Source organism: Treponema sp. Marseille-Q4132 (assembly GCF_014334835.1).
GTDB classification, from domain to species: Bacteria; Spirochaetota; Spirochaetia; order Treponematales; family Treponemataceae; genus Treponema_D; species Treponema_D paredis.
In genome coordinates, this window is record NZ_CP060591.1 from 2,664,933 (window position 1) to 2,689,713 (window position 24,781).

Here is a 24,781-nt window from a genome sequence, read left to right on the forward strand (position 1 = left end):
CGTATGGCAAAACTGAATATTGCACCGACAAAATCGAACCTCCTCGCCATGAAAGAGCAGCTCGCCGTGTCCAAAAACGGCTACGATCTCTTGGAACAAAAGCGCGAAATCCTCGTCATGGAACTCATGCACATGGTCGAAAACGTCAAACTCCTCGAGCACGACATCGACAAAGTGATCGAAGAAGCGTATCCCGCGTTTCGGAAAATGCTCGCGAGTATGGGAAGCGATCAAGTCGAGCGGATATCGCACGGCGTGCACTATGATTTTGTCATACACGAAAAACAGGAAACGCTCGGCGGCATGTCGTTCAAATCGCTCGACGTGGAACTTCCGAAAAAAGAATTGTTTTATTCGTTTATGGGCACTTCATCCGACAGCGATAAAGCGATGGATCTCTTTTTTCGGCTGCTCGCGCTTTTGACGAAAATGGCGTCGATCCGCACGATCGTATGGCGGCTCGCGGGCGAAGTGAAAAAGACTCAGCGGCGGGTCAACGCGCTCGACAAGATGATCATTCCGCAGACGAGCGAAACGAAAAAATATATCGAAAGCGTACTTGAAGAGCGTGATCGTGAAAACATCTTTACGCTCAAAGCGCTTAAAAACCGCAACAGGCGATAGCCGATAGGAGGTAGGATAAAATGAGTAAACCGCTTTTCAGCCGTATTCTTGTCGCCGTCAACGGATCCGAAGCTTCGATTCAGGCTGCGATGTACGGCATCATTATGGCAAAGACCTATCACCTCGATTTGAAATTTATATACGTCGTCGATACCGCGACGATTAAGCGATTGACCTTGTCGAAATTTTTTGCGAGCGACGAGCGGAAGCTCTACGAAGAAAATCTCATCGCCGACGGGAAAAAATATCTTGCGTATACCGGAGATTTGGCAAAGTCGAAAGGCGTTACCGCCGAAACGGAACTGCTCAACGGAGCCGTATGGGCGGAGATCGTCAAAGCGGCCGACGACTACAACGCGGACTTTATCCTCCTCGGCGGAAAAATACGCGACGTATCGTACACGCCTTCGGGCTCAAACCGAAGCGATGTCGTTTCTCTCGACCAAAGCCAAACGATTGCCGCTGCAAACTGCTCGGTCATCGTCGTAAAACAAAAAGACATCGAGCAATTATTTAAAATCGCATAAAGGGTACGGCCGTTTGGAAAACTGCTATGAAATCCTCGGCGTCTCGCACGATGCGTCGGCATCGGAGATAAAACGCGCGTTCAGACAAAAAGCGAAAGAGTATCATCCCGATACGTCAAAAAAAAACGGCGTCGATACGACCGCCCTTTTCCGGCGCCTCGTGCAGGCTTACGACATTCTCTCCGATGCACGCCAGCGTTCCATATTTGACAATTCTTTTTTCAGCCGCTATCATATACGGAAAGTCCGAGAAAACTCGTTCGATTATCATTCGTGGCTTTCGGAACGCAGTGACGATGAAAGCAGGGCAAAGCTCATATTTTGGGATCTTATGCACCACCGCGAAGATGAAGCCGTTTCGGAATTCAAACGCATGACGGCTTCCCGTCCGAGCTTTAATCTTGAAAGATGGTTTTCGCGCGAAGACTTTATGGATTACGGCTACATCCTTGCCGAAGAGCTTACGGTGCGCGGCGAATTTTACGATGCGTTTTTGCTGCTCGAACGGATTATTAAAATGGAATACAAGAGCGATTATTTCAGGCTCTTTTTTCCGGAAGTGATTTCGTTTGCGCTCCATATTTTAAAAAGCAATATCGAGGGAAATACGAGCGACGAGCTTGCCCTCGACGCGTGGGAGAGGGCTCTCGATCTTAAGTTTTCGGCGGCGGACGATTCGTTTTTTTTGAAAAAAATGGCGAAAGCCTATCTCAGGCTCGGCGATCGTCATACGGCGGACATCTGCTTTGAAGAGAGTGAAAAATTAATAAAAAAAAATCAATTTCGAGGTGTTTATGATACGGTTAAAGAATGACGATGAAATCACAGGTATCAGAAAATCCTGTCACCTGCTTGCGGATATGTTCAACGAAATCCTCCCGCGCGTAAAAGCGGGTATGTCGACGAAGGACATCGACGATATGTGCAAGCATTTTATGCTTTCTCATCACGGCAAACCCGCGTGGTACCGCGAAAACTTTCCCGGAGCCGTGTGCGTCAGCGTCAACGAAGAAGTCATACACGGCGTTCCGTCGTCGAAAAAGATAATCCACGACGGAGATTTGGTTTCGATCGATGCGGGAATCGATTTGGACGGTTTTATCAGCGATTCGACGCACACGGTGCAGGTCGGAAACGTCCGGCCGGAGTGGAAAGCGCTCGACGATGTGACGAGGGAATGCCTTGCCGCGGGGATTGCTGCCTGCGTCGTCGGAAACAGGATCCACGACATTTCAAAGGCGGTCAACGATATCGCCGTGCGTCACAACTACGGCGTCGTCTACGAATATTGCGGTCACGGTGTCGGTCTTGACGTGCATGAAGATCCGTCGATTCCGAATTGTCCCTCGGGACCGAATCCGCGCATTCAGGCGGGTATGGTGCTTGCGATCGAACCGATGATCAATCTCGGAACGGCGGACGTCGTGACGGCGGATAACGGCTGGACGGTACTGACCGCCGACGGAAAAGCGTCCGCGCACGAAGAGCACACCGTCGCGGTTTTCAAAGACCGTACGGAAATACTTACCGCGCTCGATTATGCCGGATAAGGGTGAATGAAACGGCGCGTACGCCCGCGTGGAGCAGTGCCCGAGGCAGCGACCGGAACGAAGTGAGGACGCCGAGCGCGAGCGAGCTGCGGAAGGCGGGTTCTTCCGATACGCTTCGCCCTTATAAAATTCGAAGTATTCGATTAAGAAGAATAACAATTTTTTTAACTAACAGAATTTTATTAAAATCGCCGCGCTTTTTTGTAACACTTGTCCTTTGATATGTATTATTTTAATAGTATGGATGTCGGGATGAAAGTGTTTCATAATAAAATGCTTTCGGCATTCATATCAATAAAAGAGCGGACTGCACCGATTGCGTGCAGCGGCGCTCCGGAGGTTTTGATTATGAAAACATGGACAAAGAGGATAATCGGCATTTCGTGCGCGGCCGTTTTGGCGTTCGGTGCGATTTCGCTTTCGTGCAGAAAGACGCCGGTAAACGGAAGCGCGGATACGGCTTTTGCGGAAACGAGGACGACATCTCCGATCCCCGCCGATTCTTTAAAGATGATTCAAGCGATGCAGGATGCGTTCCGCTCGATCAGCGATACGTTGCTTCCTTCGGTTGTGGAAATCGACGTAACGGAAACGAAGACGGTGCAGTCGAATCCGCTCGGAGATTTGCCGTTCTTTTTTTTCGGCATGCCGAATCAGGGCGGCGGAAGAGAGAGGCAGTATGAACAGCAGGGACTCGGATCGGGCGTTATCGTGAGGCGTACGGGAAATACGCTCTACGTGCTTACGAACAATCACGTTGCCGGCGAAGCGACGAAGATTTCCGTAAAGCTCAACGACGGAAGGCAGTTCGACGGCAAACTCGTCGGAGCCGATTCCCGCATGGACGTCGCTCTCGTTTCGTTCGAATCGAGCGATAAATCGATTCCCGTCGCCTCTCTCGGAGATTCGGATGCGGTGCACACGGGCGACCTCTGCTTTGCGATGGGAGCGCCTCTGGGCTACAATCAGTCGGTGACGCAGGGCATCATCAGTGCGACCGGCAGAAGCGGCAGCGACATCGGCAATATCAGCGATTTTATTCAAACCGACGCCGCAATCAATCAGGGAAATTCGGGCGGTCCGCTTATCAATATTTACGGGGAAGTGATCGGCATCAATACGTGGATCGCTTCTCAATCCGGCGGTTCGCAGGGACTCGGCTTTGCGATCCCGATCAACAATATCAAAAGCGCGATCGACGACTTTATCTCGAACGGAAAATTGGCATACGGCTGGCTCGGCGTTTCGCTCGTCGACATTTCCTCGGAATATAAGACGGCGCTCGGTGTCGCGGACAAAGAAGGCGCCTTCGCTTCGCAGATTTTCCGCGATTCTCCTGCGCAAAAGGGTGGCATCCTGCCCGGAGATTATATCGTTTCGCTGAACGGAAAGAGCGTCAAAAGCGTCAATCAGCTTGTGCGCGACGTCGGAAATTTGAAAGCCGGTTCTACGGTGTCTTTCGAAGTGCTTCGCGGCAAGCAGACGGTAAAGCTTTCCGTCAAAATCGAAGCGCGGAGCGAAAACGTATCGGGCGACAACAGCAAACTCTGGCCGGGCTTTATCGCACTTCCGCTCACCGAAAAAACTCGAAAAGATTTGAAACTCGATAATGCGAGAATACAGGGAGTTGCGGTTACGAGCGTGCTCGAAAAATCGCCTGCCGCTTCTCTCCGCCTGCAAAACGGAGACGTGATCACTGCCGTCAACGGCAAATCGATAAGTTCGATCGAAGACTTTTACGCCGAACTCGGTAAAGCCAAGCGCGGCGTCAACTTCGACGTGTATTCGAACGGCGGCACGATTACGACGGGAACGTATAAGTTTTAACGCCGCGCTTTTTCTCTCCGCCGTGCCGGCGGGGAGGGCAGGACGGTTTACACCGTTTTCGCTTTGATTTTGCGTTTCGGCTGCAGCGCCGCTTGACGGAATAAATGCGGGGCGGTCCTTTATGGAAAATGTCCTAAAACCAGTGCTCGGTCGATTTTATATGCGGAGCGGCGGTTTGCACTCAAAGTGCGCGGAAACCGCCGCTTTTGTGTTTTTAAAATTATTGAAACGTTTTTCCTGCGGTTGCGCAATTTTTTTAAACGATGTATGCTGTCCTCATGTATCTTTTTTTTATTGTTTTTATGCCTCTATCGCTCCTATGGTATCTTATGCATGAAAAAGATAAAGCGGTGATTCCCGTCGCCATAACCGGAGCTCTTTCGTCAATCGTGTTTTGCGCGTTCAAAGCTTTTTTTTCATTTTCATACCGTACGCCGCGCGCGGGATTTTTCGTAAACTATGCATATATTCTGCTCGCCTATACGCTCATTCCCGTCGCCGCAGTCTATCTCATCTTTTTAGTTTTTGCAAAAGACGACGATGTTTTCCTTGCCAAGTCTTACTTTCCGCTTTTATGCGCGTTTTTTTCCGTGTATGTGCCGTATACGGTGCTTGCCGGCAGCCGTTCTGCCTATTCGGCCTTCGAGCTTTTTTGTAAGCCCGTGCTCTATACGGCGATGCTTGCATCGTCGGCTGTCTGCGTTTTTTTTCTGTATCGAACGGGGGCGGCGGGGAAAAAACTTCGAACGTGGGCTGTCATGCTTATCGTCTCTCTCTTCGTGCCTGCGGCGATCGAAGCCGCGTGGTTCGTCGGTTTTCCGTTTTTCGTATGGCTGCCGTTCTTTGCCCTATACTTGTTTTTTTCAGCTTGCGGAGCCGTCCGTTTTCAGTGCGGAAAATTTCGGGAAGACGGCATTTCGATTTTTTTGCCGAACGGTTAAAAGTACCGCTCAAATGGCGCGGTACTTTTAACTTCGAGTTTTTTTGAAAACTCGAAGATGTACGTGTGCGCCGCTCGAGCACCGATTGCACATCTCCTAAATCTGAAGATTTACTCGTTGCGCAATTTTAAAGAACGGTTAAAAGTACCGCTCAAATGGCGCGGTACTTTTTTAACTTCGAGTTTTCTTTCGAAAACTCGCGGATATACGTGTGCGCCGGTCGAAACTTCGCGCTTACGCGCTCATTGCGAAGCTCACGCACCAATGCGTCATTTTCGGAAATTGACACTTCCTGCAATACCGCATTTCAGCGGTAAATAAAAAAAACGCGCAAAACGAGAGGCTTTTCTCTTATGTTTTGCGCGCCTTTTTTATAAAATTAATAATTTTCCATTTTCGAAAAACGGATCGATTTTTAAACGACGAATTTAATTCGGCGTTATGTTATTTTGCGGCTTTGATCGCGTTCATCGCTTCGATCGCGTGTCCCGCGCTGCCGAGCACGTTTTTATTTTTATGCGCGTACATCGCTTTCAGTTCGTCGCGTGCCGGTCCGAGATAGAGGCGCGGATCGAACACCGTGGGATCTTCGGCGAGCACGCGTCTGATTGCCGCCGTCATCGCAAGCCGTCCGTCCGAATCGATATTGATTTTGCAGACGGCGGATTTTGCCGCTTTGCGCAGCTGCTCTTCGGGAATACCGACGGAGTCGGGGATTTTACCGCCGTATTTTTCAATTTCTTTTACGTACTGCACCGGAACGGACGACGCGCCGTGGAGCACGATCGGAAAACCGGGAAGCTTTTTTTCAATTTCTTCGAGTACGTCGAATGCCAGCGGCGGCGGAATCAAAACGCCGTCGGCCGTACGCGTACACTGTTCGGGCGTAAATTTACATCTGCCGTGACTCGTGCCGATTGAAATGGCAAGCGAATCGACGCCCGTTTTGCCGACGAAATCCTGAACTTCTTCGGGCTTCGTGTAGTGGCTTTCGGCAGCGCTTACTTCATCTTCGACGCCGGCCAACACGCCGAGTTCGCCTTCGACGGTGACGTAATCTTTTTGCGCATGGGCGAAATCGCACACCTGTTTTGTCAATTTTACATTTTCGTCATAGGGGAGTGCGGAACCGTCGATCATCACGGATGAAAATCCGCTTTCGATACAGTCTTTTGCGACTTCGAAGGACGGACCGTGATCGAGATGGAGTACGATCGGGATGTCGCAACCGAGCTCGTGCGCGTATTCGACCGCGCCTGCTGCAAGATGGCGAAGCATGTATTTATCGGCGTATGCGCGCGCGCCCTTTGAAACCTGCAGAATGACCGGCGACTGGGTTTCAACGCATGCTTGGATGATTGCCTGCAGCTGTTCCATATTGTTGAAATTGTATGCCGGAAGCGCATAGTGTCCTGCCATGGCCTGCTGGAACAGCACTTTCGTGTTGACCAGACCGATCTCTTTGTAACTGTGCATAGAAAACTCCTGTAAAGTCCCTGAAAAATCCGCTTTCGGGAAACTTTTTGTATACCGTCTCCATCAAGATGAAAGCGGCTTTTTAATATACGGATTTGCAACGCAAACCCCGGCTTGCAAAGCGGATATTCGCCGTTCGAAGCCGTTGTCATATATGTCTGTATGTATTGTAAACTTTTTTACGGTCGGTGACAAGCGACGGATTCGCCGCGTTTGCTTTAACTTCCGCCGTGCTTTTTGTTATAATCAATCGGATTACACAAGGAACAAGTATGACACAAAATGAACGGCGCGTTTTTTTAATAGACTGTCTTTTAAAAGAAAACCCCGGTTATCGCGATGTGCGGGTACCGGACGATGAGGATGAGCAAAAACGCCTGCTTCGATCCCTCATGAACGTCCGTCCGCCGCAAGATACGAGCGAAGAATTTTTACGCATACAGGACGAGTATCTACGGGAAACGATCCGTGAGGGCGGCATTACCGACCTTGCGCAGTTAAAGCCTCTTGCCGCACAAGGGAACGGAACTCTTTATCTGTGGCAGGGCGACATTACACGGCTCAAAGTCGACGCGATCGTAAACGCGGCAAACAGCGCCATGACCGGCTGCTGGCAGCCCTGCCACGCGTGCATCGACAACTGCATCCATACGTTCGCAGGCGTGCAGCTCCGGGCGGTGTGTGCCGACATCATGCAAAAACAGGGGCACGAAGAGCCGACGGGAAGCGCAAAAATCACGAGCGCGTTCAACCTGCCGTGCAAGTACGTGCTGCATACGGTGGGTCCTATTGTGCAGGGGCGCTTGCAAAAAAAACACGAAGAAGAGCTCGCGTCCTGCTATCGTTCCTGCCTTGAACTCGCCGATCAACATAAAGTGCGGAGCATTGCTTTTTGCTGTATTTCTACCGGCGTCTTTATGTTTCCGAATCGGCGGGCGGCGGAAATTGCGGTAGCAACCGTCCGCACATACTGTAAAGAAACGGGAAGCGGAATAAAAGTTGTTTTTAACGTATTCAAAGACGAAGATCTTGCAATTTACAGCGGAATTTTATCATAAAAAGAACAGTCGGAAATGTGTTGGCAATTATTCGGTAAAGAAGAAAAGAGGATTGTCGGCATTATGTAATAATAGAAACTTTATGGAGTATATAATGAAAATCGCTGTCAGCGCATGCCTGTTGGGAGAGAACTGCAAATATAATGGCGGAAATAATTTTTCTCAAAAAGTAATTGACTTTGTAAAAGGGCATCAAGTTGTTCCTGTATGCCCTGAAGTGCTCGGCGGATTGCCTATTCCAAGAGAACCCGCTGAAATAGTTAAAGGAATTGTCATGCAAAAAAACGGAAACTCCGTAGATGCGGAATTCAGAAAAGGAGCACAAATCGCCCTGAAAAAGATTCTCGATCGGAAAATTGAACTTGTAATTCTTCAGTCGAGAAGTCCCTCTTGCGGTGTAAACATGATATATGACGGCTCTTTTTCAGGAAAACTGATTTCGGGACAAGGTATTTTTGCAAAGCTTCTCAAGGAAAACAATATTAACGTGATAGATGTTGGAAAATTATAACAGGTAGATAGGCGGCATTTTAAGGCGGTTTACAAAAAACTATGATAGAGAAAAAAATGAAAAATCAGGCCTTTAAGCAAAACCGAAAATATTTTTTAATCTCAGCGATGTTCCTTATCGGTATTTTTATATATATGGGGATTCGGATTGGATTTTTATATTTCAGTCTCCGGCTAAAATCGGCAAACTTCTTGCAGGAAACCGTAAATCAACATCGTACGCTACTGATGATTATAGATGAATTGCTCATGCTTTCAACTATCCTTTGCGGAGGCGTTTTTTATAGTGTACGCAAGGTATATTCTCAAAATAAAAATATACTGACCGGATTTGTAACGGTAAGCTTTATACTAATGCTAATGGCATGGCTGTTAATAATGTTTGAAACCGGAAGACTTGTATATCCTGTCAACGGTTTGCCTGTTGTTACGGGTGACAATCTCCGAACGACTTTAGCCGAAATTTACGCCGCTTGGCATTTATGCGATATCTTGCTGGGACTGTTTATAATTTTTTGGTCGGGATTATTATCCCATTCCTTTTGGAAATACAGCGGGATAGCGATTGGACTGTTGCAAATGATCTGTACTTATTTCGGACAAAGCATAAAGCCGATCCCTTTGTTCATTGCTATTATATTAGCAACAATTTGGCTGTTAAAACAAAGCATTTCAATCGTTAACGAACTTAGGGAGAAAAAATTATGACAGAAAATATGTAAGAACTTCATTTGGAAAAATACATGCGGCAGCAACCGTCCGCACATACTGTAGAGAAACCGGAAGCGGGATGAAAGTCGTGTTTAACGTATTCAAAGACGAAGATTTTGCAATTTACAGCCTATATTTACAGCGGATAAATTGACAAACTGTATTTACTGATTATAAAATAAAAGACGGCGATTACAAGTGTCAAAAACCGGGGAAAAAAACTTAAAAGGTGAGTTGGTCATAGACGGGCGCTTTGAATGGTGGTCGAAAAAAAGCGAAGCGAATATGATACGGCACGGCTATTCGTTTAAAGAAATCATACCCATTTTCAATAGGGTATACTATGAACACCTTAGAAGACTTTATCGCTAAATGTGAGGCAAACGGGAAGTCCTATGAGGAAATCGATTTAACGGATGCGCCGGAACTCACGGAAGAAGATTTTGCTACAGGACATTTTAAGTATTGGAATCCGCCGCAGAAAACCATCACGATGCGTATAGACCTCGATAATTTGGACTGGCTGCAAAGTGTAGGTAAGAAAAATTATCAGTCGCGTCTAAACAATGCGCTGCGATGGGCAAGGCTGAATAACTGCCCCGTAGCAATGCTCTGGAACCGGTGCATAATTAATAATGATACCGATTTGAATCTTTAAGGGTGCCGAAGGAACAGCCGGATGATTTTGGAAACAAAGAGATTGACGCTTCGTCCGTGGAGAGAATCGGATGCACAAGACCTGTTTTACTATGCAAGTCATCCCGACGTGGGGCCGACAGCCGGATGGGCTGTCCATACGAGTGTTGAAAACAGCAGAACCGTCATCAGTAATATCCTCTCCGTACCGGAGTCATACGCGGTCGTACTCAAAGAGACGGGACAGCCTGTAGGCAGTATCTGCTTAATGATCGGTAAGGCAAGCAATATCGGCCTTCCCGATACGGAAGGTGAAATAGGGTTTTGGATCGGCGTACCGTATTGGGGACAAGGACTTATTCCGGAGGCGGTTCGCGAGCTGATGCGGCACGGCTTCGAAGATTTGAAACTCGAAAAACTGTGGTGCGGATATTTTGACGGAAACGATAAATCGAAACGGGCGCAGGAAAAATGCGGCTTCCGATATCATCATACGAAAGAAAACGTTCCCTGTGCTTTAAAAGGGGTTCTGCGGACGACGCACTTTACCTTCATATCGAAAGAAGCGTGGTTGTTACAGAAGTAAAAAACATAATAACAGTTTGCCGAACATTCAAATTATTGTCTGCAAAATGCCGGCCGCCGAACCCGCTTTTTGGATTCCGACAACAACATACTCATCGATAAACGCGAGAAAAAAGAAGTGCAAACCGAAGCGGACTTGATTGTGGAATTGAACGGTTGGAAATCCGAAATTCGGATTTTATAAAATATAAGAGGTTTACATGAACACAAAATATACATACAGACCCGTAAGATTTTATGTTACAACTATTTCAGCAACTTGGGGCTTTTGGTTTTGCGCGCTCATTTTTAAAGAAGGTTTTATTTGCACGCTCACAATGCTGCTCGGACTCCTTTCGCCGGCAATAATCGCACTCATCACCGTGTTCGGTTCAAAAAGTAAAGAACTGAAAGCGGACTTTAAACGCAAGATTTTCAGATTTTATAAATTAAGGCCGAAATACATCTTTGCCGCCGTAATTGTTTTTGCACTGACAGTCGGCTGCTCCATTTTGCTTTCAACTTTTTGGGGACAGTCTTTAAATCAGTTTTCCGTCACGGAGGGTTTTTCTTTTACCGGAGCGGGAGTCACTTCCGCATTTTTAACGATTTTACTTGCTTCGGTTTTGGAAGAAGTGGGGTGGCGCGGTTACGGTGAAGATTCGATAGCCCAATATTGCAGCTGGTTCAAAGAATCCGTTATCTTCGGCTTTGTCTGGGCATTATGGCATTTGCCGCTGTTTTTCATCCCGGGCACTTACCATTACGGAATACGTGAAATGAATGTTTTATATATGTTCAACTTTTTTATTTCCGTTATTCCGTTCGGTTTTATAACAACATGGGTGTATGTAAAAAATAACCGAAGCATGCTTGCAAGTATTATTTTTCATCTTTTTGTAAACTTCATGCAGGAAAAAATTGCGATGACCCAAACGACAAAATGCGTCGAAACAATCTGTGTTACACTTGCCGCCGCAATTATCGTTTTTACAAACAAAGATCTGTTTTTTGAAAAACGCCACATAGGGAGAATATTGGAAAGTTGAATTCCGGGAAGGGGTGGATCGTTGAATTTCTCAACTAAACTTTCAAGTTAATATGCGGTATCTCTAAAAACTCGGTTGGTTTTCAAAGGTTCCCTATAGAATATTTCCAAAGTTTATCATTATTTCCACGGACGGTTTTTATCCAGCCATCCCTTTTCCTGCCAATAATCCGCATCTGCCCGATTCCGGACTTTATTTTGTAAGAGGCGCATGATATTGAACATCAGTTTTGTTTTTATTCCGGGCTTCGCTTTACCATACTTATCGGTAATTTTCTTTGCAAGAGAGCTTAATGCTTTATCTATGGATTTTTTATTTTTTTCACTTACATCTTGCCATTTTACAGCCTGAACAGCTTTGCCGTATGTATAAATTTCAGCAACTCCCCAAAAAAACAAACTGTCTGCCATATCTTTATTTGCAGATTTCATACCCGCACCCGCGGCAGTGGAAATACACACCCCCTGCTTCGAAAACATTGTTTCCTCCGGCCGGTGTACCATCCAACGATATCCGTAATGATCTAAAAATGCTTTCATAGAACCCGTTGCGTGCATTACATATACGGGACTTGCAAGAATAATCAAATCGGCTTTGTCTATCGTCTCGGTAATAGGGTTAAGTTTGTCGAAATGCGGACATTGTTTTTCCGATTCTAAAAAACACTTTGTACAACCGGTACAAAAGTCACCGAAATCTTTCGGCAAAAAAAATTCTTTTACGTTTCCTCCGACTTTCAATGCCAGATTATTTGCAATATGATATGTGGATTCCTTATGATTTTGTCCGTGTATAATCACTGTTTCCATCGTCTAAAAATCATCTCCTCGGATTTCGATTTTACCGATTTATACGAATTACAGTTTATCTTACTCAAGCCACTGTATGAATGCCGTTTTGTCCTCGCTGTTGTACCCGGCATTTTTATAGAAATTCAATGTGCTTTCTTTTTTTGTACCCGTTAAAAGCATCATCTTATAGCAATTATTTTTAATCGCTATCTCCTTTGCATAATTGAGACATTCCGTTGCGTATCCTTTTCCGCGATATTCTTCATTTGTAACGACATTTTCAATAAACGCATACGGGCGCACATCCCTCGTCAAATTCGGAATGATCACACAAACACAGGACGACAGTATTTTACCGTTTATTTCATTGACGATGATATGATGATTCTTATCTTCAATAATTGTTTTCCATGTATTTTCCAAGCAGCTTGAATTTTCCGGAATATCTTTTTCGTGTAAAAACAGATATAGGTTCAATAATTCATATAAATCTTCTTTAACCGCTTCTCTTACCATAATCACAACCCCGCAGCCGATTTTCAGCCGGTCGCATTATATCACAAGTATTGAGCGCTATCCATATTTAGAAGATTGATTCGGTAGACTCTTGTTTGAAGAGCTTTGTTGCTGCGAGGGCAAAAAAGATATTAAAAGGGTTAGCGATGGGAGCTGCGCCGAAGGCGTTCCGGAACGAAGCGGAGGAATGGAGCGAAAGCGGAACAGCGGACGCAGCGGCCCGAACGCAGTGAGGGAAACCTCCGGAGAAAAAAATGACAAACAATGACTTTCTTTTTATAGCGGAGCCCCACAATAGTAATCCAAATGAATTCCCTTGGTTTCCAAATTTTTGAGACAGTCACGATAATAGCGATCATCATGTTCGGTATATATGGGGTTGAGTACGTCGATGACCGCTAAATTATTATATGCCGGACATTTTCTGCCGCGATAGTCTTTGTCCAACCACTCGGGACTGACCCTGTAGCCTCGCCGATTCATCTCTGCCATAATGAGCCGGTGATAACAATAAAGCAGATAGGGTGAATAACGAAAAACATAATTGACAGTTGCATGCTGTCTGCCCCAGCCGTTTCCGCGCAAGGCACAACACTCCCTATGTTGTCCCAACAGTTGTTGACGCGGGAGTTCGCTGATCATATCTTGATGCCACAGTCTCATCTTGTTCTCCGAATAATAGATACGATTGCTGCAAATAGTTATTAGGGTAGACTGCAAAGAGCTTGCGAACAGCGCCCAACAAAATTTCCTGTTCCGCCTGACCGCTGCGATATTGCTCCAAACAATACATAAACTCCGCCTTTTCATCTCGAGTAGCCTGCTTCTTAAAATATCCCCAGATATGCTGAAACGCGTTGCAGACTTGTCCTCGATTCTCCGGTAAAGTGCGCGCCTGATCAATGAGAGTCAACACATGCCGCACTTGTGCATTCTCCCGCTTTAAATACTCGCGAATCTCGTTATAAATAGTGCCGGACTTGCTGAGAACGAGATACTTATGTGCTGCCCAAAGTTTCTGACATTCTTTTAATTGATTTGATTCTCTCATATCGTTTCTTTAAATCTCGAACAAATTCGCCCAAGGTCAGGTTTTAGAGATGCCCTATCACTTATTCGGAAACTCCTAAAAATCTCTTTTAATTGACACTTTGCGATTATACAAAAAAATATAAGTAGTGAGAATATAGGCAATCCGACGTTGATCTGCCGACTGATAGAAAATGTATCTTAAAAACGATATGCTATTTATAAATAATAAGAGATAAAAATTTGCATAACGGAGATATAAAATGAAAACAGTACAGACAGAAATCGGCAGAGTATATGCGGATATAGTCGGAAAAACGGAAGAAGGCAGAACAGTGTATTCTATATTGAGCGTCCCCTATGCACAAGGAAAAAGATTTGAATATGCAAAAATTCTTAATAAAAAAGACTATACACCGGAAACAGTAATTAACCGGACGGAGACAGTATGCTTTCCGCAGAGAAAATATCCGCTGTTTTTAAATATTTTAATGAAACATCATATGCTGCGTCCGGAATTTCAACCGTTAAAAGATACCCAAACGGAAAATGCATTTGTAGTAAACATATGGGCGCCTGACAATTTTACGGAAAAGAAACCGGTGCTTGTATTTTTACACGGCGGAGGAGAAGGATCGGGAACGGTTCCGATATACACAATGGCACATATTGCCGAGCAAGGTATTGTAGCGGTTACAATTACTTATCGAATAGGAAACTTCGGCTATATGCCTGTTTTTGAAAAAGGAGAAGTAAGAGGGTCGCTTTCCTACCTTGATCAGCAAGCAGCTTTAACTTGGATTCATAATAATATCAACTCATTCGGCGGAGATAATACAAACATTACACTTATGGGGCATTGCGGAGGCGCAGTCGCAGCCCTGTATCATTATTTAAATCCGCTGAGTAATAAACTGTTTCATAAACTCATGCTTTGTGCGGGAAATGTCCCGATACTGTCTGAATATGATTTCGCAAAAAATGAATATGAAAAAATGCTGTCAAAAAATCATTTAAACGGACTTGAAGACCTGAAAAAATTGTCGGCTAAAAAATTGATGAAACTAAAAGGAGGTCAAAATGATATCATTGACGGCAAGTTTTTTACAGAGCACCCGATGAATCTGTTGGAACGAGGATCATTCCCTTGTATGCCGGTACTGATAGGGTCAAATAAAGATGAATTTTCCATGATTGAATTACCGATGTACTACAAAGCCCTTGGAATTACAAAGAACAAAGAACATTTAAAAGAATTTCTGTTGAAAAAATACGGAGAATTTGCAGATTCTCTTGAATCCGAACTAAAACCGGAAGCGAACGGAATCGTAGACTTACAAATTCAAATCATGGAGTTGCTTGTATTTCACTCAAGTGCACTGTTCCTCATGGAAAAAATCGGAGAAAAAGCTCCCGTATACGGATATAGAATGAATTATATTCCTAATCTATATAATGGACTTCGCGGCTCATATCATGGGGCGGAACTTGCATTTTTCTTCGGCACCATAGATAACATGAATATACACATTACCGATGAAAATAAGGCTGCCGTTATTGCAATTCAAAAGGACTGGATACAGTTTATTAAGTTCGGCAAGATAGAAGGGCGTCCGCTTTTTAATGAAACCGGAAAAATTACAGAATATGATAAAGATATCAAAACCATACCGTTTCCGCATGCAAATCTTATTCACCATATTCAAAAGAGCGGTATTGCCGATAAGCTCAGAAAAGAATATATACAGAACCGTAGATAAGTTTCCGTAAAAATAACAGAAAGGCATTGTGAAAAAATTATACAGCTCATAAAGAACTGAGCGAAGGGGAATATAAAAGAGGTTGTATGGAAAAAGATTTATGCTTTAAAGCACTGTTAAAGTTTTCTCTCGGCGTGGTGGCCATAGGAATTTTATTGTTTTTGCCTGCAGGAACTTTTCATTATTGGAAAGCATGGTTGTTGATGGGGATATTATTTATTCCGATGCTCTTCGCAGGAATTGTATTACTGTTGAAAAATCCGGACTTGCTCAAAAAACGCTTGAATACAAAAGAATCGCAAGCGGAACAACGTCTGGTGATAAACTTAAGTGCCGCAATGTTTCTTTTGGGATTTGTTTTAGCCGGATTGAATTTCCGCTTCGGATGGATAATAGCACCCGATTGGTTGTCATGGACAGGTACCGCTATATTTCTGCTTTCATATATGCTTTATGCGGAAGTATTAAAGGAGAATGCCTACTTATCACGAACGGTTGAAGTCCAAAAGGGGCAAAAGGTCGTTGATACCGGATTGTATGGGATTGTTCGCCATCCTATGTATACCATAACGATTTTTTTATTTCTGTCGATGCCTTTGGTACTGGGTTCTCTTATCTCTTTTGTCGTTTTTCTTGCATATCCTGTCATTATTGCAAAAAGAATTATAAACGAAGAAGCAGTGCTTGAAAAAGATTTAGACGGATACACCGAATATAAAAAGAAGGTAAAATACAAAATCATTCCGTATGTGTGGTGAGTACTGATTTTACCGTACGGAGCTTGTTAGGAAAAATCGAATATATTGTCCTGTATGTAAATAGACTGAATGATTTTGTATAAAAAATGTCGCTGAAAAACAAACGAAGCGGAGGAATGGAGCGAAAGCGGAACAGCGGACGCAGCGGCCCGAACGCAGTGAGGGAAACCTCCGGAAAAAAAATGACAAACAATGACTTTCTTTTTATAGCGGATCCCCACAATATTAATCCAAATGAATTCCCTTGGTTTCCAAATTCTTGAGACACTCGCGATAATAGCAATCATCATGTTCGGTATATATGGGGTTGAGTACTTCGATGACCTCTAAATTATTATATGCCGGACATCTCCTGCCGCGATAGTCTTTGTCCAACCACTCGGGACTGACCCTGTAGCCTCGCCGATTCATCTCTGCCATAATGAGCCGGTGATAACAATAAAGCAGATAGGGTGAATAACGGAAAACATAATTGACAGTTGCATGCTGCCTGCCCCAGCCGTTTCCGCGCAAGGCACAACACTCCCTATGTTGTCCCAACAGCTGTTGGCGCGGAAGTTCGCTGATCATATCTTGATGCCACAGTCTCATTCAAGTCTCTCAATATATAACTTAGAGCAAAGTACTCTTGTGCTGTCCAAAGTTTCCGATACTCTTTTAACCCATTCGATTTTCTCATAACGTGCGGCAAACTGTCAATCGTTAGATAATCAGGCACCAGGGCTTCAGCATGAAAAATTGTATACACATAAAAATGGTATAATATAAAATAAAAAAGGCGGAACGCGAGGCAGCGGCAATGCCGCCGAGCCGCTCTGACCGATGGCAAGCAAAATTTCGTAGAAATTTTGCGCAGTCCGATTCCGATTACGGTCAGTCGCGGCGAACGGCAGGGCTGCTGCCGGGAGTGCAGCCGATTTTTTTCACGGTAACGGTTATTTTTTGGGGAATATAGATTTTCATGCTGAAGCCCTGAATCAGGCACACTTGTAATGATGCTGCGTAGCGTATGCGCCGTATATTTTCAAAAGTCGCTGAATTGCCGGAGAAAAAAAATTCCGCTATACTTAGTGCATGAGCTTTGAGGTTACCGTCGTTGATAACACCGCACAATACATCGCTAAAATACATACCGTAGTACAGAGTAGTTTTTTTGTGCTATTTTTGTATGAGAAGTACGGAGAAGTTCCATGGATATTCATTTTAACAGGCCGACTGCAAAATATAAAAAAGAAAAGGTGAAAAAACAGCATACCGGCTCGTTAAATTTTTATAGAAAAAGATTCAGGAAAAGATTATGGAATTTGCAAATGAATTTTTGCCGCTCCTTGAGCGGCTGAACGAAGCGCTTTCGAAAGCGGATACGGTGCTCATCGGAGCGGGCGCGGGACTTTCAACTTCCGCAGGCTTCACCTATTCGGGCGAGCGCTTTGAAAAATATTTTTCGGATTTCCGCGCAAAGTACGGTTTTACCGATATGTATACGGGCGGTTTTTATCCGTTTAAAACGCTCGAAGAATTTTGGGCGTACTGGAGCCGCTACATTATGATAAACCGCTATACCGACGCGCCGAAACCGGTCTACGAAAATCTGCGCAAGCTTGCGGACGGTAAAAATTATTTTGTGCTGACGACGAATGTCGATCACTGCTTTCAAAAAGCGGGCTTTGATAAGACGCGGCTCTTTTACACGCAGGGCGACTACGGCTTATGGCAGTGTTCCGTTCCCTGCCACGACAAAACCTACGACAACGAAGCGGCCGTCCGCAAAATGGTTGAAACGCAAAAAGACATGCGTATTCCGTCCGATTTGATTCCGTACTGTCCGAGATGCGGAAAACCGATGTCGATGAACCTTCGAAGCGATTCAACATTCGTGGAAGACGAGGGCTGGCACCGAGCTTCCGAACGCTACGGCAATTTTATCGCGGCGCATAAAAACGAAAAAATCCTCTTTTTGGAATTGGGCGTCGGTTCGAATACGCCCGGCATTATCAAATATCCGTTTTGGCGCATGTGCGCCGACAACCCGCGTTCGCTTTACGCGTGCATCAATTACAGCGAAGCGCTCTGTCCCGACGAAATCCGCGAGCGCTCGATATGCATAGACGGCAATATTGCAAGCGTGCTGGGCGTGCTGGAAAAGATGCGGTGATTGTGATACAGTGCGGTTCGGAGGAAAAAATGGGTACCGAAACGAAACAGGAATTCGGTGAGATCGCGCAAAACATTGCGCCCTACGGAATTATGATGGCGGTTTTCACTTTGTTCTATTCCGTTTGGTTTTGCTTTGTATGGGGCGCTGTCGGCAGGGTTTTGTTTGCGCTGACCGTCGCATACGGCGCGTACATCGTTTTTGCAAGTATAAAAAACATCAAACACGCAAAACGTTTTAAAGCGGTGCCGTCCGAAGCGGGAAAAAAGATTGCAAAAAATATGGGCATTGTAAGCGCGATTAGTTATTCGGCGCTGACGGTTTTTGCCGTAACGCTCGCAGCCGTTCATCTTGTAAAATTGATTTTCCCTGCCGTAACCCTTATTATCGGCTTGCACTTTATTCCGCTCGGAAAAATCATGAATAGAAAAATCGACTATTTTATCGCGCCTGTTCCGATTGTCTTTTCGCTGCTCGCAGCATATCTTGCTTTTACGACAACAATGACATGGCCTGAAGTGTACGCGGTGGCGGGGATCGGCGGGGCATGTGCGACGATGATTTACGGCGCGTATATGCTGTATGCGTACAAAAAAGTTGCGCGCGAATACGGCGCGGAATATACTTAAGAAATTCCCGTGCGCGAATTTCAGATTTTCTTTTATAATTGATATTTTCTGCAAAAGTTTTTATGGAGAAATTTATGAACGGATTTGTTTTAGTGGCAATAAAATTATTAATCGGTTTTTTTGCTTTGATAATGATAATAAATATTTCGGGAAAAGGAAATTTGGCACCTTCATCTACCAGTGATCAAGTGCAAAATTACGTGCTCGGCGGTATTATCGGCGGCGTGATTTATAATAATAATATTCGATTATTGGATTATATAGGTGTTTTATGTATTTGGTGTGTGCTTATATTGACTTTGAAATGGATCAAAACGCATAATGTAAAAGCGAAACAGGTTATAGACGGAAAAGCATTAATAATTATCGATGACGGTAAAATCAATATTGAGAATTGTGAAAAGGCGGGTTTATCCGCTCATGATATAGCTTTTAAACTTCGAACAAAAAACGTTTATTCAACAAAAGATGTAAAACGAGCGGTCGTGGAGCAAAACGGTCAATTGATCATTATACTTCCGGGAGAAGAAAATCCGAAATTTCCACTGATAACGGACGGGCAGCTGCAAGCGGATATTTTAGACGTGATAGGCAAGGATGAAGAATGGCTGATTGAAGAAATTAAAAAGCAGGGATTAAATAAATACGGCGATATATTTTTGGGAGAATATGTGGACGGCAAGTTGAGGCTGACAGCATATCAGTCCAAACAAGACAAATAAACGATGAAAAAACACGGGCATTGCGAGCGCGATTAGTTATTCGGTGCCGACGGTTTTTGCCGCAATATTCGAAGCGGTTCATTGCCCTGATTTTCAGTTTTCTTTTATATATGCGTAAATAATCTTGCGCGTTTCTTTCGCTTCGGGAAGCCAGGCCGCGGCGGCCCACGTGTGCATCATGCCTTTTCCGATATGAATTTCAAGCGCAACGCCGTCAGTTTCACATTTTTGTTTAAAGGCATCGAGTTCGGCATAATAGATTTCGTCCGTTCCGTAAAAGGCCGCGATGCGCGGAAAACCTTTCCAGCTGTATGAAACGGAATTCCCCAAAAAACCGAGCGCTCCGCACAGCGACATCATCTTTGATGCGGCTTCGACGTATTCTGCGGTAAACATCGCATCTTTTTTTGCGATGCGCTTCATATCGTCAAGCTGTGCGGTTGTCGGCGGCATTTGGATCGTAGCCGAAAACGGAATGAGTTTGCCCGGAAGCGGAAGGCCGAGTTTTTGCTCGGTAATGTACGTGCAAATGTCAAGGCACAAAGAGCCGCCGGACGACAGGCCGAAAAAGGCGATGTCTTTCGCCTCGTATGAAGCGAGCGCTTCTTTATAAACGCCGATAATCGATTCGATAAGTTCTTTCCCCGTCGTTTTAGGAAAAAGCTTGTACCACACAATCCACACGTCGGCTCCCGTTTGATCGGCCATATCCTGTGCAAAATCGAAATCGCCGGCATCACCGGACATCACAAAGCCGCCGCCGAAAAAGTACAGCACGAGCTTTTTTTGTGCACCCGCACCGCCGCTTTTTTTGTTCCGGCTGTGAACGGTATAATACGAAATTCCTCCGGCCGTTTTTTCATCGAAGTCGTATTTTTTATGTAATTCCGAAAGCGGTAATTTCTTTTTTTGCTGCTCCTTATACTGTTCTTTAAGAAATTTTTCAGGATCGGAAGCGGCCTTTTTCATCATCGGGCGCACAAGGCTTTTAAATAAGAATTTCGTAAGCGTATATCGAATGCTTGCCATATCGAAAGCTCCTTGCCGAATTTTCCGTTAATTAGTTTTGACTAACTCAGTATAGCGCAATGCGGTTTTTTGCTCAATAATTTCCGCGGTTCGGATTTGCTCCGGTAAGTCGAAAGGCGAAAAACGTCTGCGGTGTTTTTCTTTTATCCGTGCGGAGGCTTTCATATCCTTTCAGATGCAATAAAAGATATGAAAGCCGACTGCAATTCCTTATGAGGACACACGGTGTAACGCTTGCGTTGCTCCGTGTGATAGGAGACGCGCATAATCCTGCGCATTGCTCGAAATCGCTTGATGAAGTCGAAAGGCGAAAAACGCCTGCGGCGTTTTTCTTTCATAGGAGACGCGCATAATTCCTGCGCGGGGAACTTCGCGCTTCGCGCTCGTTGCAAGTCGCGCGGAGAACTCCTTCAATGCACGGCACGGACGCCGTGTCGCATCTTCGCAAAACAGACGCGTATTTTTGCGTAGCAAAAATACGGTAGTGAGCGGTGCACGGATGTACCGCGAACGACCACTGCTTGGATTTGGTTGATGAAGTCTGGAGTTGAAAAACGCTTGACGCGTTTTTCTTTTATAGAATACGCGAAAAAATCCTGCGCGGGGAACTTCGCGCTTCGCGCTCGTTGCAAGTCGCGCATTGCTCGGATTTTTTCGCTCTTGCATAAATTATCCTCTGCCTTTATAATTTTATACCGTAATATTTACCCTATGATCGGAGTGCGGGTGCCGGAGGTTTGTGGACAGCGCTTATACGATAGTCGTGCCTGACGCCGATGTTTTGTCCTGCGTCTGCGGTACGAACGACAGCAATTTGAAACTCATCGAAGAGCATTTGGGTGTGCCGATATTTACGCGGGGGAACGAGCTTTCCGTAGATGAAGAGGATCCGGCCGTTCGCGAAAAATTCCGTTTTATCATCGATCGGATTATCGACGAAATAGAAAGCGGCGACGAAGACGGTAAAAACATCATCACATCCGTTTTAAATACGAAGACGCACGCCGTTCTTTCACGCTGCGCAATTTCGATTCCCGGAGCTTTTCGGAAAATCTATCCGCGTTCGGACAATCAAGCGCGCTATATCGATATGCTCCGCTCGTTCGATATGGTCATCTGTACCGGAGCTGCCGGCAGCGGCAAAACCTTTCTCGCGGTCGCCGAAGCGCTGAAAATGCTCCTTTCGCATAACAAATCGAAACTCATCGTAACGCGCCCTGTCATTGAAGCGGGGGAAAGTCTCGGTTATCTTCCCGGCGATTTGGAGCAAAAGCTCAATCCCTACCTGCGGCCGTTTTACGACGCTGTGGAATCCCTCGTGCCGCGGGAAACTGTGAGGCGTCTCGTCGAATCGGGTGCCGTCGAAACGGCGCCGCTTGCGTATATGCGCGGGCGGACTCTCGACGGGAGCGTGGTTATCCTCGATGAAGCGCAAAATACGACGCGCGAACAGATGAAAATGTTTTTGACGCGCATGGGCGAAAACGCGAAAGTTTTTATCACCGGCGACATCACGCAGATCGATCTGCCGCGCCGCACGGAAAGCGGACTCGTCCACGCGCTCGAATTATTAAAATCGATTCCGGAAATTGCAACGATGAAGCTGACGGCGGACGATGTGATCCGCTCTCCGCTCGTAAAAAAAATAGTAAAGGCGTATGAAGATGAAAAAAAATAATAATAACCGCCGTACCGTATCGGTATTCGGCGGATATATTAAAAAGCACTGGCACCTTATTCTTTTGATTGCGGCGGGTTATATCGCCGTATCGGCTGTCAATTTTTTGAATATTGCGACGAGCCAAACGATAGCGTCGTTTTCGCTTGACGATTTCGAATTGGGACAGATCGCCGACCGCGATATAATCGCTCCCCGCGACATCGGTGCGACATACGACAATCCGCTTACCGTTCAAAAGGGGGAGCGGATCATACGCAAAGGATTCGCAATCGAACGGGAAAATTACGATAAGCTCCGAAAGCTCGCCGAATCGCCCGCGTATTTCGATTATCGCAAATTTTTCAATAACGAACTGTTTTTGCTTATTCTCGGCGTCGTGTGGTTTTTGCTTTTCGCCTTTCTTCCGTTCGGCAGAAAAATATTTTTAAACGAATGGGTACTGCAAGTCGTCTTTTTTCTTTTCGTATATGCGGCCGCCGCTTTCGGCCGAAAGACGGGTACTTTTTCGTCTCCGTACATGCTTCCAGTGATCATACCGTCGGCGTTTTGTACGCTGCTCGTCTCCATCCTATACGGCCAGCTTTCTTCGGTTTTGTTTTGCGCCGTCGCCGCATTCGGCGTGTACAATGCCGCCGACTGGGCGCTTATTCCGTTTTTGTTTACGATTCTTTCGTGTTTTGCCGCGACGAATATCGTACGGCGGATCGAGCGGCGGATCGATATGGTGGTCGCATCTCTTTTGCTTGCCCTTGTCAATATCGTATGCATGATCGTACTCATCGTTATCGATAACGAAAGCTTTCAGAGGATGCCGGCCGCACTCGCAGGCGCCGCGTTCAACGGATTTATTTCCGGCATTCTCGCACTCGGTTTTTTGACGCCGCTTGAATTGCTTTTGAATACCGCATCGGTGTTCCGTCTCATGGATTTAAGCGATCTCAACAATCCGACGATGCGGCGCCTCATGCTCAGCGCGAGCGGTACCTATACGCATTCGCTCATGGTTGCGCAGCTTGCCGAAAGTGCGTGCCGCGAAATCGGCGCAAACTCGCTTGTCGCCCGCGTCGGCGCATATTATCACGATATCGGTAAAATGGATCAAAGCGAATATTTCGTCGAAAACCAAACGGGAACGAATAAACACGACGATATCAATCCTTCTCTGTCGGTCGCCGTTATCAAAAGCCATGTAAAACGCGGCGTAGAAAAAGCGCACCAAATGCACTTGCCCCGGCAGGTCATCGACATCATCGCCGAACATCACGGAAACAGCGTTATTTCGTATTTTTACAACGCGGCAAAAGAAAAGGATCCCAACGTAAGTCCCGAAGAATTCCGTTACACGGGTACTCCTCCGACGAGCCGCGAAAGCGCCGTCGTCATGCTTGCCGATACCGTCGAAGCCGCATGCCGCACGCTTGAAAACCCGTCCGCATCGCGCCTCGATAAATTCATTCAAATGTTGTTCAACGCCAAAGTCGAACACGGGCAGCTCGACAACTGCGATTTGACTTTCCGCGATATGGCAAAGATAAAGGGCGCTTTCGTTCAGCTGCTTGCGGGCTACTATCACAACAGGATCGAATATCCGAATCAAAAGAATCCCGACGAAGACCGAAAAGAAAATAAAGCTTCCGATAAAAAGAGTGACGACAAAACCGGCGATAAAAAGGACGAAAAAAAACAGAACGATAAAAAATCGGATGCGGGAAAATCGAATGGCTGACAGGATCGCCGTTTCCGTTTCCGAAAATCTTGCGTTTCCTTCGTGGTTTGAAAACGTTGCGCCTTTTACGCAAAAGGCGCTCGATGCGCTCGGTTTTTCCGGAGAGGAGATTTCGATTTTGCTGTGCGACGATGCGTATATGGCGTTTCTCAACAAAACGTACCGCGGCATCGAAGGGGCGACGGACGTGCTTTCGTTTGAAAACGGAACTTCATATATAGACGAAGAGGGTACGGAGTGGAAGTGCGCGGGCGACATTGCGATCAGTCTCGACACGCTTTCGAAAAATGCGGCCGCGTTCGAAACGGATGAAGATTCGGAGTTCAAGCGTCTTATCGTGCACGGTCTTTTGCATTTAAACGGATACGATCACGGAGAAGAGCATATCGAAGCGGGTAAAGCTCCCGAATGTGATATGCTCGTCATTCAGGAACAGACGCTTGCAAAATTGTGCGGCGAAAAAATAATCGGGGACTCCTGAAAACTTCGGTTTTTAGCGGGAACTTTGAAAA

29 protein-coding genes are annotated in these 24,781 nt (G+C 45.7%); 20 read left to right on the plus strand and 9 right to left on the minus strand.

The annotated features are described in order from the left end of the window. Positions 1-3: 3 nt before the first annotated feature. From H9I35_RS12110 to H9I35_RS12135, 6 genes are all read left to right on the plus strand, one after another. Positions 4-624 carry a V-type ATP synthase subunit D gene (locus H9I35_RS12110; protein ID WP_016519706.1) on the plus strand — a complete coding sequence of 207 codons (621 nt, stop codon included), beginning with the start codon at positions 4-6 and terminating at the stop codon, positions 622-624. Between the two features lie 20 nt (positions 625-644). Next, positions 645-1,151, plus strand: a complete 507-nt coding sequence (locus tag H9I35_RS12115) for a universal stress protein (protein WP_016519707.1) — start codon at positions 645-647, stop codon at positions 1,149-1,151. 13 nt (positions 1,152-1,164) lie between these two features. Beyond that, positions 1,165-1,965, plus strand: a complete 801-nt coding sequence (locus tag H9I35_RS12120; RefSeq protein WP_187419594.1) for a J domain-containing protein — start codon at positions 1,165-1,167, stop codon at positions 1,963-1,965. Continuing rightward, the gene (gene map, locus H9I35_RS12125; protein ID WP_187419595.1) at positions 1,946-2,701 is read left to right on the plus strand and encodes a type I methionyl aminopeptidase; all 756 of its coding nucleotides are present in this window, start codon (positions 1,946-1,948) and stop codon (positions 2,699-2,701) included. The genes H9I35_RS12120 and map overlap by 20 nt, the downstream gene beginning before the upstream one ends. A gap of 348 nt (positions 2,702-3,049) precedes the next feature. Then, positions 3,050-4,528 (plus strand): Do family serine endopeptidase, encoded by a 1,479-nt coding sequence (locus H9I35_RS12130; RefSeq protein WP_371809478.1) that lies wholly within the window; start codon positions 3,050-3,052, stop codon positions 4,526-4,528. Positions 4,529-4,857: 329 nt separating this feature from the next. Further along, entirely contained in the window at positions 4,858-5,469 is a 612-nt protein-coding gene (locus H9I35_RS12135) for a hypothetical protein (protein ID WP_187419596.1), read from the plus strand. A gap of 444 nt (positions 5,470-5,913) precedes the next feature. Here H9I35_RS12135 and H9I35_RS12140 read toward each other — a convergent pair whose 3' ends face one another. Next, positions 5,914-6,945 (minus strand): class II fructose-bisphosphate aldolase, encoded by a 1,032-nt coding sequence (locus tag H9I35_RS12140; RefSeq protein ID WP_187419597.1) that lies wholly within the window; start codon positions 6,943-6,945, stop codon positions 5,914-5,916. A 272-nt stretch (positions 6,946-7,217) separates the two neighbouring features. Between H9I35_RS12140 and H9I35_RS12145 the strand changes: the two genes are divergently transcribed. From H9I35_RS12145 to H9I35_RS12170, 6 genes are all read left to right on the plus strand, one after another. After that, positions 7,218-8,003, plus strand: a complete 786-nt coding sequence (locus tag H9I35_RS12145) for a protein-ADP-ribose hydrolase (protein WP_187419598.1) — start codon at positions 7,218-7,220, stop codon at positions 8,001-8,003. 94 nt (positions 8,004-8,097) lie between these two features. Then, complete coding sequence (locus H9I35_RS12150) at positions 8,098-8,514, plus strand: 2-thiouracil desulfurase family protein (RefSeq protein ID WP_187419599.1); 417 nt, start codon at positions 8,098-8,100, stop codon at positions 8,512-8,514. A 41-nt stretch (positions 8,515-8,555) separates the two neighbouring features. Beyond that, entirely contained in the window at positions 8,556-9,221 is a 666-nt protein-coding gene (locus H9I35_RS12155; RefSeq protein ID WP_252722672.1) for a hypothetical protein, read from the plus strand. A 346-nt stretch (positions 9,222-9,567) separates the two neighbouring features. Next, on the plus strand, positions 9,568-9,882 hold the full coding sequence (locus H9I35_RS12160) for a BrnA antitoxin family protein (RefSeq protein ID WP_187419600.1): 315 nt from the start codon (positions 9,568-9,570) through the stop codon (positions 9,880-9,882). Between the two features lie 21 nt (positions 9,883-9,903). Further along, positions 9,904-10,446, plus strand: coding sequence for a GNAT family N-acetyltransferase (locus H9I35_RS12165; RefSeq protein ID WP_187419601.1), 543 nt, complete (start codon positions 9,904-9,906; stop codon positions 10,444-10,446). Positions 10,447-10,645: 199 nt separating this feature from the next. Next, positions 10,646-11,473: a CPBP family intramembrane glutamic endopeptidase gene (locus tag H9I35_RS12170; RefSeq protein WP_187419602.1), complete on the plus strand. Its 828-nt coding sequence runs from the start codon at positions 10,646-10,648 to the stop codon at positions 11,471-11,473. A 119-nt stretch (positions 11,474-11,592) separates the two neighbouring features. On the opposite strand, the gene H9I35_RS12175 is transcribed toward H9I35_RS12170, so the two are convergent. The 4 genes from H9I35_RS12175 to H9I35_RS12190 form a co-directional block, all read right to left on the minus strand. Beyond that, positions 11,593-12,282, minus strand: a complete 690-nt coding sequence (locus tag H9I35_RS12175) for a flavodoxin family protein (protein ID WP_187419603.1) — start codon at positions 12,280-12,282, stop codon at positions 11,593-11,595. A gap of 60 nt (positions 12,283-12,342) precedes the next feature. Beyond that, positions 12,343-12,780 (minus strand): GNAT family N-acetyltransferase, encoded by a 438-nt coding sequence (locus H9I35_RS12180; RefSeq protein WP_187419604.1) that lies wholly within the window; start codon positions 12,778-12,780, stop codon positions 12,343-12,345. Positions 12,781-13,056: 276 nt separating this feature from the next. After that, entirely contained in the window at positions 13,057-13,443 is a 387-nt protein-coding gene (locus H9I35_RS12185; protein WP_187419605.1) for a TIGR02328 family protein, read from the minus strand. Beyond that, on the minus strand, positions 13,379-13,831 hold the full coding sequence (locus H9I35_RS12190) for a YbgA family protein (RefSeq protein ID WP_187419606.1): 453 nt from the start codon (positions 13,829-13,831) through the stop codon (positions 13,379-13,381). The genes H9I35_RS12185 and H9I35_RS12190 overlap by 65 nt, the downstream gene beginning before the upstream one ends. Before the next feature lie 241 nt (positions 13,832-14,072). Between H9I35_RS12190 and H9I35_RS12195 the strand changes: the two genes are divergently transcribed. Together H9I35_RS12195 and H9I35_RS12200 are read left to right on the plus strand one after the other, a co-directional pair. Next, complete coding sequence (locus H9I35_RS12195) at positions 14,073-15,569, plus strand: carboxylesterase family protein (protein WP_187419607.1); 1,497 nt, start codon at positions 14,073-14,075, stop codon at positions 15,567-15,569. A gap of 86 nt (positions 15,570-15,655) precedes the next feature. Beyond that, positions 15,656-16,327: a methyltransferase family protein gene (locus tag H9I35_RS12200; protein ID WP_187419608.1), complete on the plus strand. Its 672-nt coding sequence runs from the start codon at positions 15,656-15,658 to the stop codon at positions 16,325-16,327. Between the two features lie 225 nt (positions 16,328-16,552). Here the strand turns inward: H9I35_RS12200 and H9I35_RS12205 are convergent, their stop codons facing one another. Together H9I35_RS12205 and H9I35_RS12210 are read right to left on the minus strand one after the other, a co-directional pair. Next, a complete protein-coding gene (locus tag H9I35_RS12205) occupies positions 16,553-16,918 on the minus strand; it encodes a TIGR02328 family protein (protein WP_187419609.1) in 366 nt (121 codons plus the stop codon). Between the two features lie 282 nt (positions 16,919-17,200). After that, entirely contained in the window at positions 17,201-17,458 is a 258-nt protein-coding gene (locus tag H9I35_RS12210) for a hypothetical protein (protein WP_187419610.1), read from the minus strand. A 166-nt stretch (positions 17,459-17,624) separates the two neighbouring features. Between H9I35_RS12210 and H9I35_RS12215 the strand changes: the two genes are divergently transcribed. From H9I35_RS12215 to H9I35_RS12225, 3 genes are all read left to right on the plus strand, one after another. Continuing rightward, a complete protein-coding gene (locus H9I35_RS12215) occupies positions 17,625-18,482 on the plus strand; it encodes an SIR2 family NAD-dependent protein deacylase (RefSeq protein WP_187419611.1) in 858 nt (285 codons plus the stop codon). Between the two features lie 29 nt (positions 18,483-18,511). Further along, on the plus strand, positions 18,512-19,111 hold the full coding sequence (locus H9I35_RS12220) for a hypothetical protein (RefSeq protein WP_187419612.1): 600 nt from the start codon (positions 18,512-18,514) through the stop codon (positions 19,109-19,111). Positions 19,112-19,185: 74 nt separating this feature from the next. After that, a complete protein-coding gene (locus H9I35_RS12225) occupies positions 19,186-19,833 on the plus strand; it encodes a DUF421 domain-containing protein (RefSeq protein WP_187419613.1) in 648 nt (215 codons plus the stop codon). Between the two features lie 93 nt (positions 19,834-19,926). Here H9I35_RS12225 and H9I35_RS12230 read toward each other — a convergent pair whose 3' ends face one another. Both H9I35_RS12230 and H9I35_RS12235 read right to left on the minus strand, forming a co-directional pair. Next, positions 19,927-20,862 (minus strand): alpha/beta hydrolase, encoded by a 936-nt coding sequence (locus H9I35_RS12230; RefSeq protein ID WP_187419614.1) that lies wholly within the window; start codon positions 20,860-20,862, stop codon positions 19,927-19,929. A 210-nt stretch (positions 20,863-21,072) separates the two neighbouring features. Further along, on the minus strand, positions 21,073-21,528 hold the full coding sequence (locus H9I35_RS12235) for a hypothetical protein (RefSeq protein WP_187419615.1): 456 nt from the start codon (positions 21,526-21,528) through the stop codon (positions 21,073-21,075). A 73-nt stretch (positions 21,529-21,601) separates the two neighbouring features. Here H9I35_RS12235 and H9I35_RS12240 point away from each other — a divergent pair, with 73 nt between their 5' ends. Genes H9I35_RS12240 through ybeY form a run of 3 tightly spaced genes read left to right on the plus strand, consistent with a single transcriptional unit; the run spans position 21,602 to position 24,750 of the window. Continuing rightward, a complete protein-coding gene (locus H9I35_RS12240; protein WP_187419616.1) occupies positions 21,602-22,540 on the plus strand; it encodes a PhoH family protein in 939 nt (312 codons plus the stop codon). After that, positions 22,527-24,269, plus strand: coding sequence for an HD family phosphohydrolase (locus tag H9I35_RS12245; protein ID WP_187419617.1), 1,743 nt, complete (start codon positions 22,527-22,529; stop codon positions 24,267-24,269). Before H9I35_RS12240 ends, H9I35_RS12245 begins: the two co-directional genes overlap by 14 nt. After that, positions 24,262-24,750: an rRNA maturation RNase YbeY gene (gene ybeY, locus H9I35_RS12250; RefSeq protein WP_187419618.1), complete on the plus strand. Its 489-nt coding sequence runs from the start codon at positions 24,262-24,264 to the stop codon at positions 24,748-24,750. Before H9I35_RS12245 ends, ybeY begins: the two co-directional genes overlap by 8 nt. Positions 24,751-24,781: the final 31 nt, after the last annotated feature.

Coding starts and splice junctions, on each gene's coding strand:
- H9I35_RS12110 (WP_016519706.1), top strand. CDS start 4: ATGGCAAAACTGAATATTGCACCGACAAAATCGAACCTCCTCGCCATG.
- H9I35_RS12115 (WP_016519707.1), top strand. CDS start 645: ATGAGTAAACCGCTTTTCAGCCGTATTCTTGTCGCCGTCAACGGATCC.
- map (WP_187419595.1), top strand. CDS start 1,946: ATGATACGGTTAAAGAATGACGATGAAATCACAGGTATCAGAAAATCC.
- H9I35_RS12130 (WP_371809478.1), top strand. CDS start 3,050: ATGAAAACATGGACAAAGAGGATAATCGGCATTTCGTGCGCGGCCGTT.
- H9I35_RS12135 (WP_187419596.1), top strand. CDS start 4,858: ATGCATGAAAAAGATAAAGCGGTGATTCCCGTCGCCATAACCGGAGCT.
- H9I35_RS12140 (WP_187419597.1), bottom strand. CDS start 6,945: ATGCACAGTTACAAAGAGATCGGTCTGGTCAACACGAAAGTGCTGTTC.
- H9I35_RS12145 (WP_187419598.1), top strand. CDS start 7,218: ATGACACAAAATGAACGGCGCGTTTTTTTAATAGACTGTCTTTTAAAA.
- H9I35_RS12150 (WP_187419599.1), top strand. CDS start 8,098: ATGAAAATCGCTGTCAGCGCATGCCTGTTGGGAGAGAACTGCAAATAT.
- H9I35_RS12155 (WP_252722672.1), top strand. CDS start 8,556: ATGATAGAGAAAAAAATGAAAAATCAGGCCTTTAAGCAAAACCGAAAA.
- H9I35_RS12160 (WP_187419600.1), top strand. CDS start 9,568: ATGAACACCTTAGAAGACTTTATCGCTAAATGTGAGGCAAACGGGAAG.
- H9I35_RS12165 (WP_187419601.1), top strand. CDS start 9,904: ATGATTTTGGAAACAAAGAGATTGACGCTTCGTCCGTGGAGAGAATCG.
- H9I35_RS12170 (WP_187419602.1), top strand. CDS start 10,646: ATGAACACAAAATATACATACAGACCCGTAAGATTTTATGTTACAACT.
- H9I35_RS12175 (WP_187419603.1), bottom strand. CDS start 12,282: ATGGAAACAGTGATTATACACGGACAAAATCATAAGGAATCCACATAT.
- H9I35_RS12180 (WP_187419604.1), bottom strand. CDS start 12,780: ATGGTAAGAGAAGCGGTTAAAGAAGATTTATATGAATTATTGAACCTA.
- H9I35_RS12185 (WP_187419605.1), bottom strand. CDS start 13,443: ATGAGACTGTGGCATCAAGATATGATCAGCGAACTCCCGCGTCAACAA.
- H9I35_RS12190 (WP_187419606.1), bottom strand. CDS start 13,831: ATGAGAGAATCAAATCAATTAAAAGAATGTCAGAAACTTTGGGCAGCA.
- H9I35_RS12195 (WP_187419607.1), top strand. CDS start 14,073: ATGAAAACAGTACAGACAGAAATCGGCAGAGTATATGCGGATATAGTC.
- H9I35_RS12200 (WP_187419608.1), top strand. CDS start 15,656: ATGGAAAAAGATTTATGCTTTAAAGCACTGTTAAAGTTTTCTCTCGGC.
- H9I35_RS12205 (WP_187419609.1), bottom strand. CDS start 16,918: ATGAGACTGTGGCATCAAGATATGATCAGCGAACTTCCGCGCCAACAG.
- H9I35_RS12210 (WP_187419610.1), bottom strand. CDS start 17,458: ATGTATTTTAGCGATGTATTGTGCGGTGTTATCAACGACGGTAACCTC.
- H9I35_RS12215 (WP_187419611.1), top strand. CDS start 17,625: ATGGAATTTGCAAATGAATTTTTGCCGCTCCTTGAGCGGCTGAACGAA.
- H9I35_RS12220 (WP_187419612.1), top strand. CDS start 18,512: ATGGGTACCGAAACGAAACAGGAATTCGGTGAGATCGCGCAAAACATT.
- H9I35_RS12225 (WP_187419613.1), top strand. CDS start 19,186: ATGAACGGATTTGTTTTAGTGGCAATAAAATTATTAATCGGTTTTTTT.
- H9I35_RS12230 (WP_187419614.1), bottom strand. CDS start 20,862: ATGGCAAGCATTCGATATACGCTTACGAAATTCTTATTTAAAAGCCTT.
- H9I35_RS12235 (WP_187419615.1), bottom strand. CDS start 21,528: ATGCAAGAGCGAAAAAATCCGAGCAATGCGCGACTTGCAACGAGCGCG.
- H9I35_RS12245 (WP_187419617.1), top strand. CDS start 22,527: ATGAAAAAAAATAATAATAACCGCCGTACCGTATCGGTATTCGGCGGA.
- ybeY (WP_187419618.1), top strand. CDS start 24,262: ATGGCTGACAGGATCGCCGTTTCCGTTTCCGAAAATCTTGCGTTTCCT.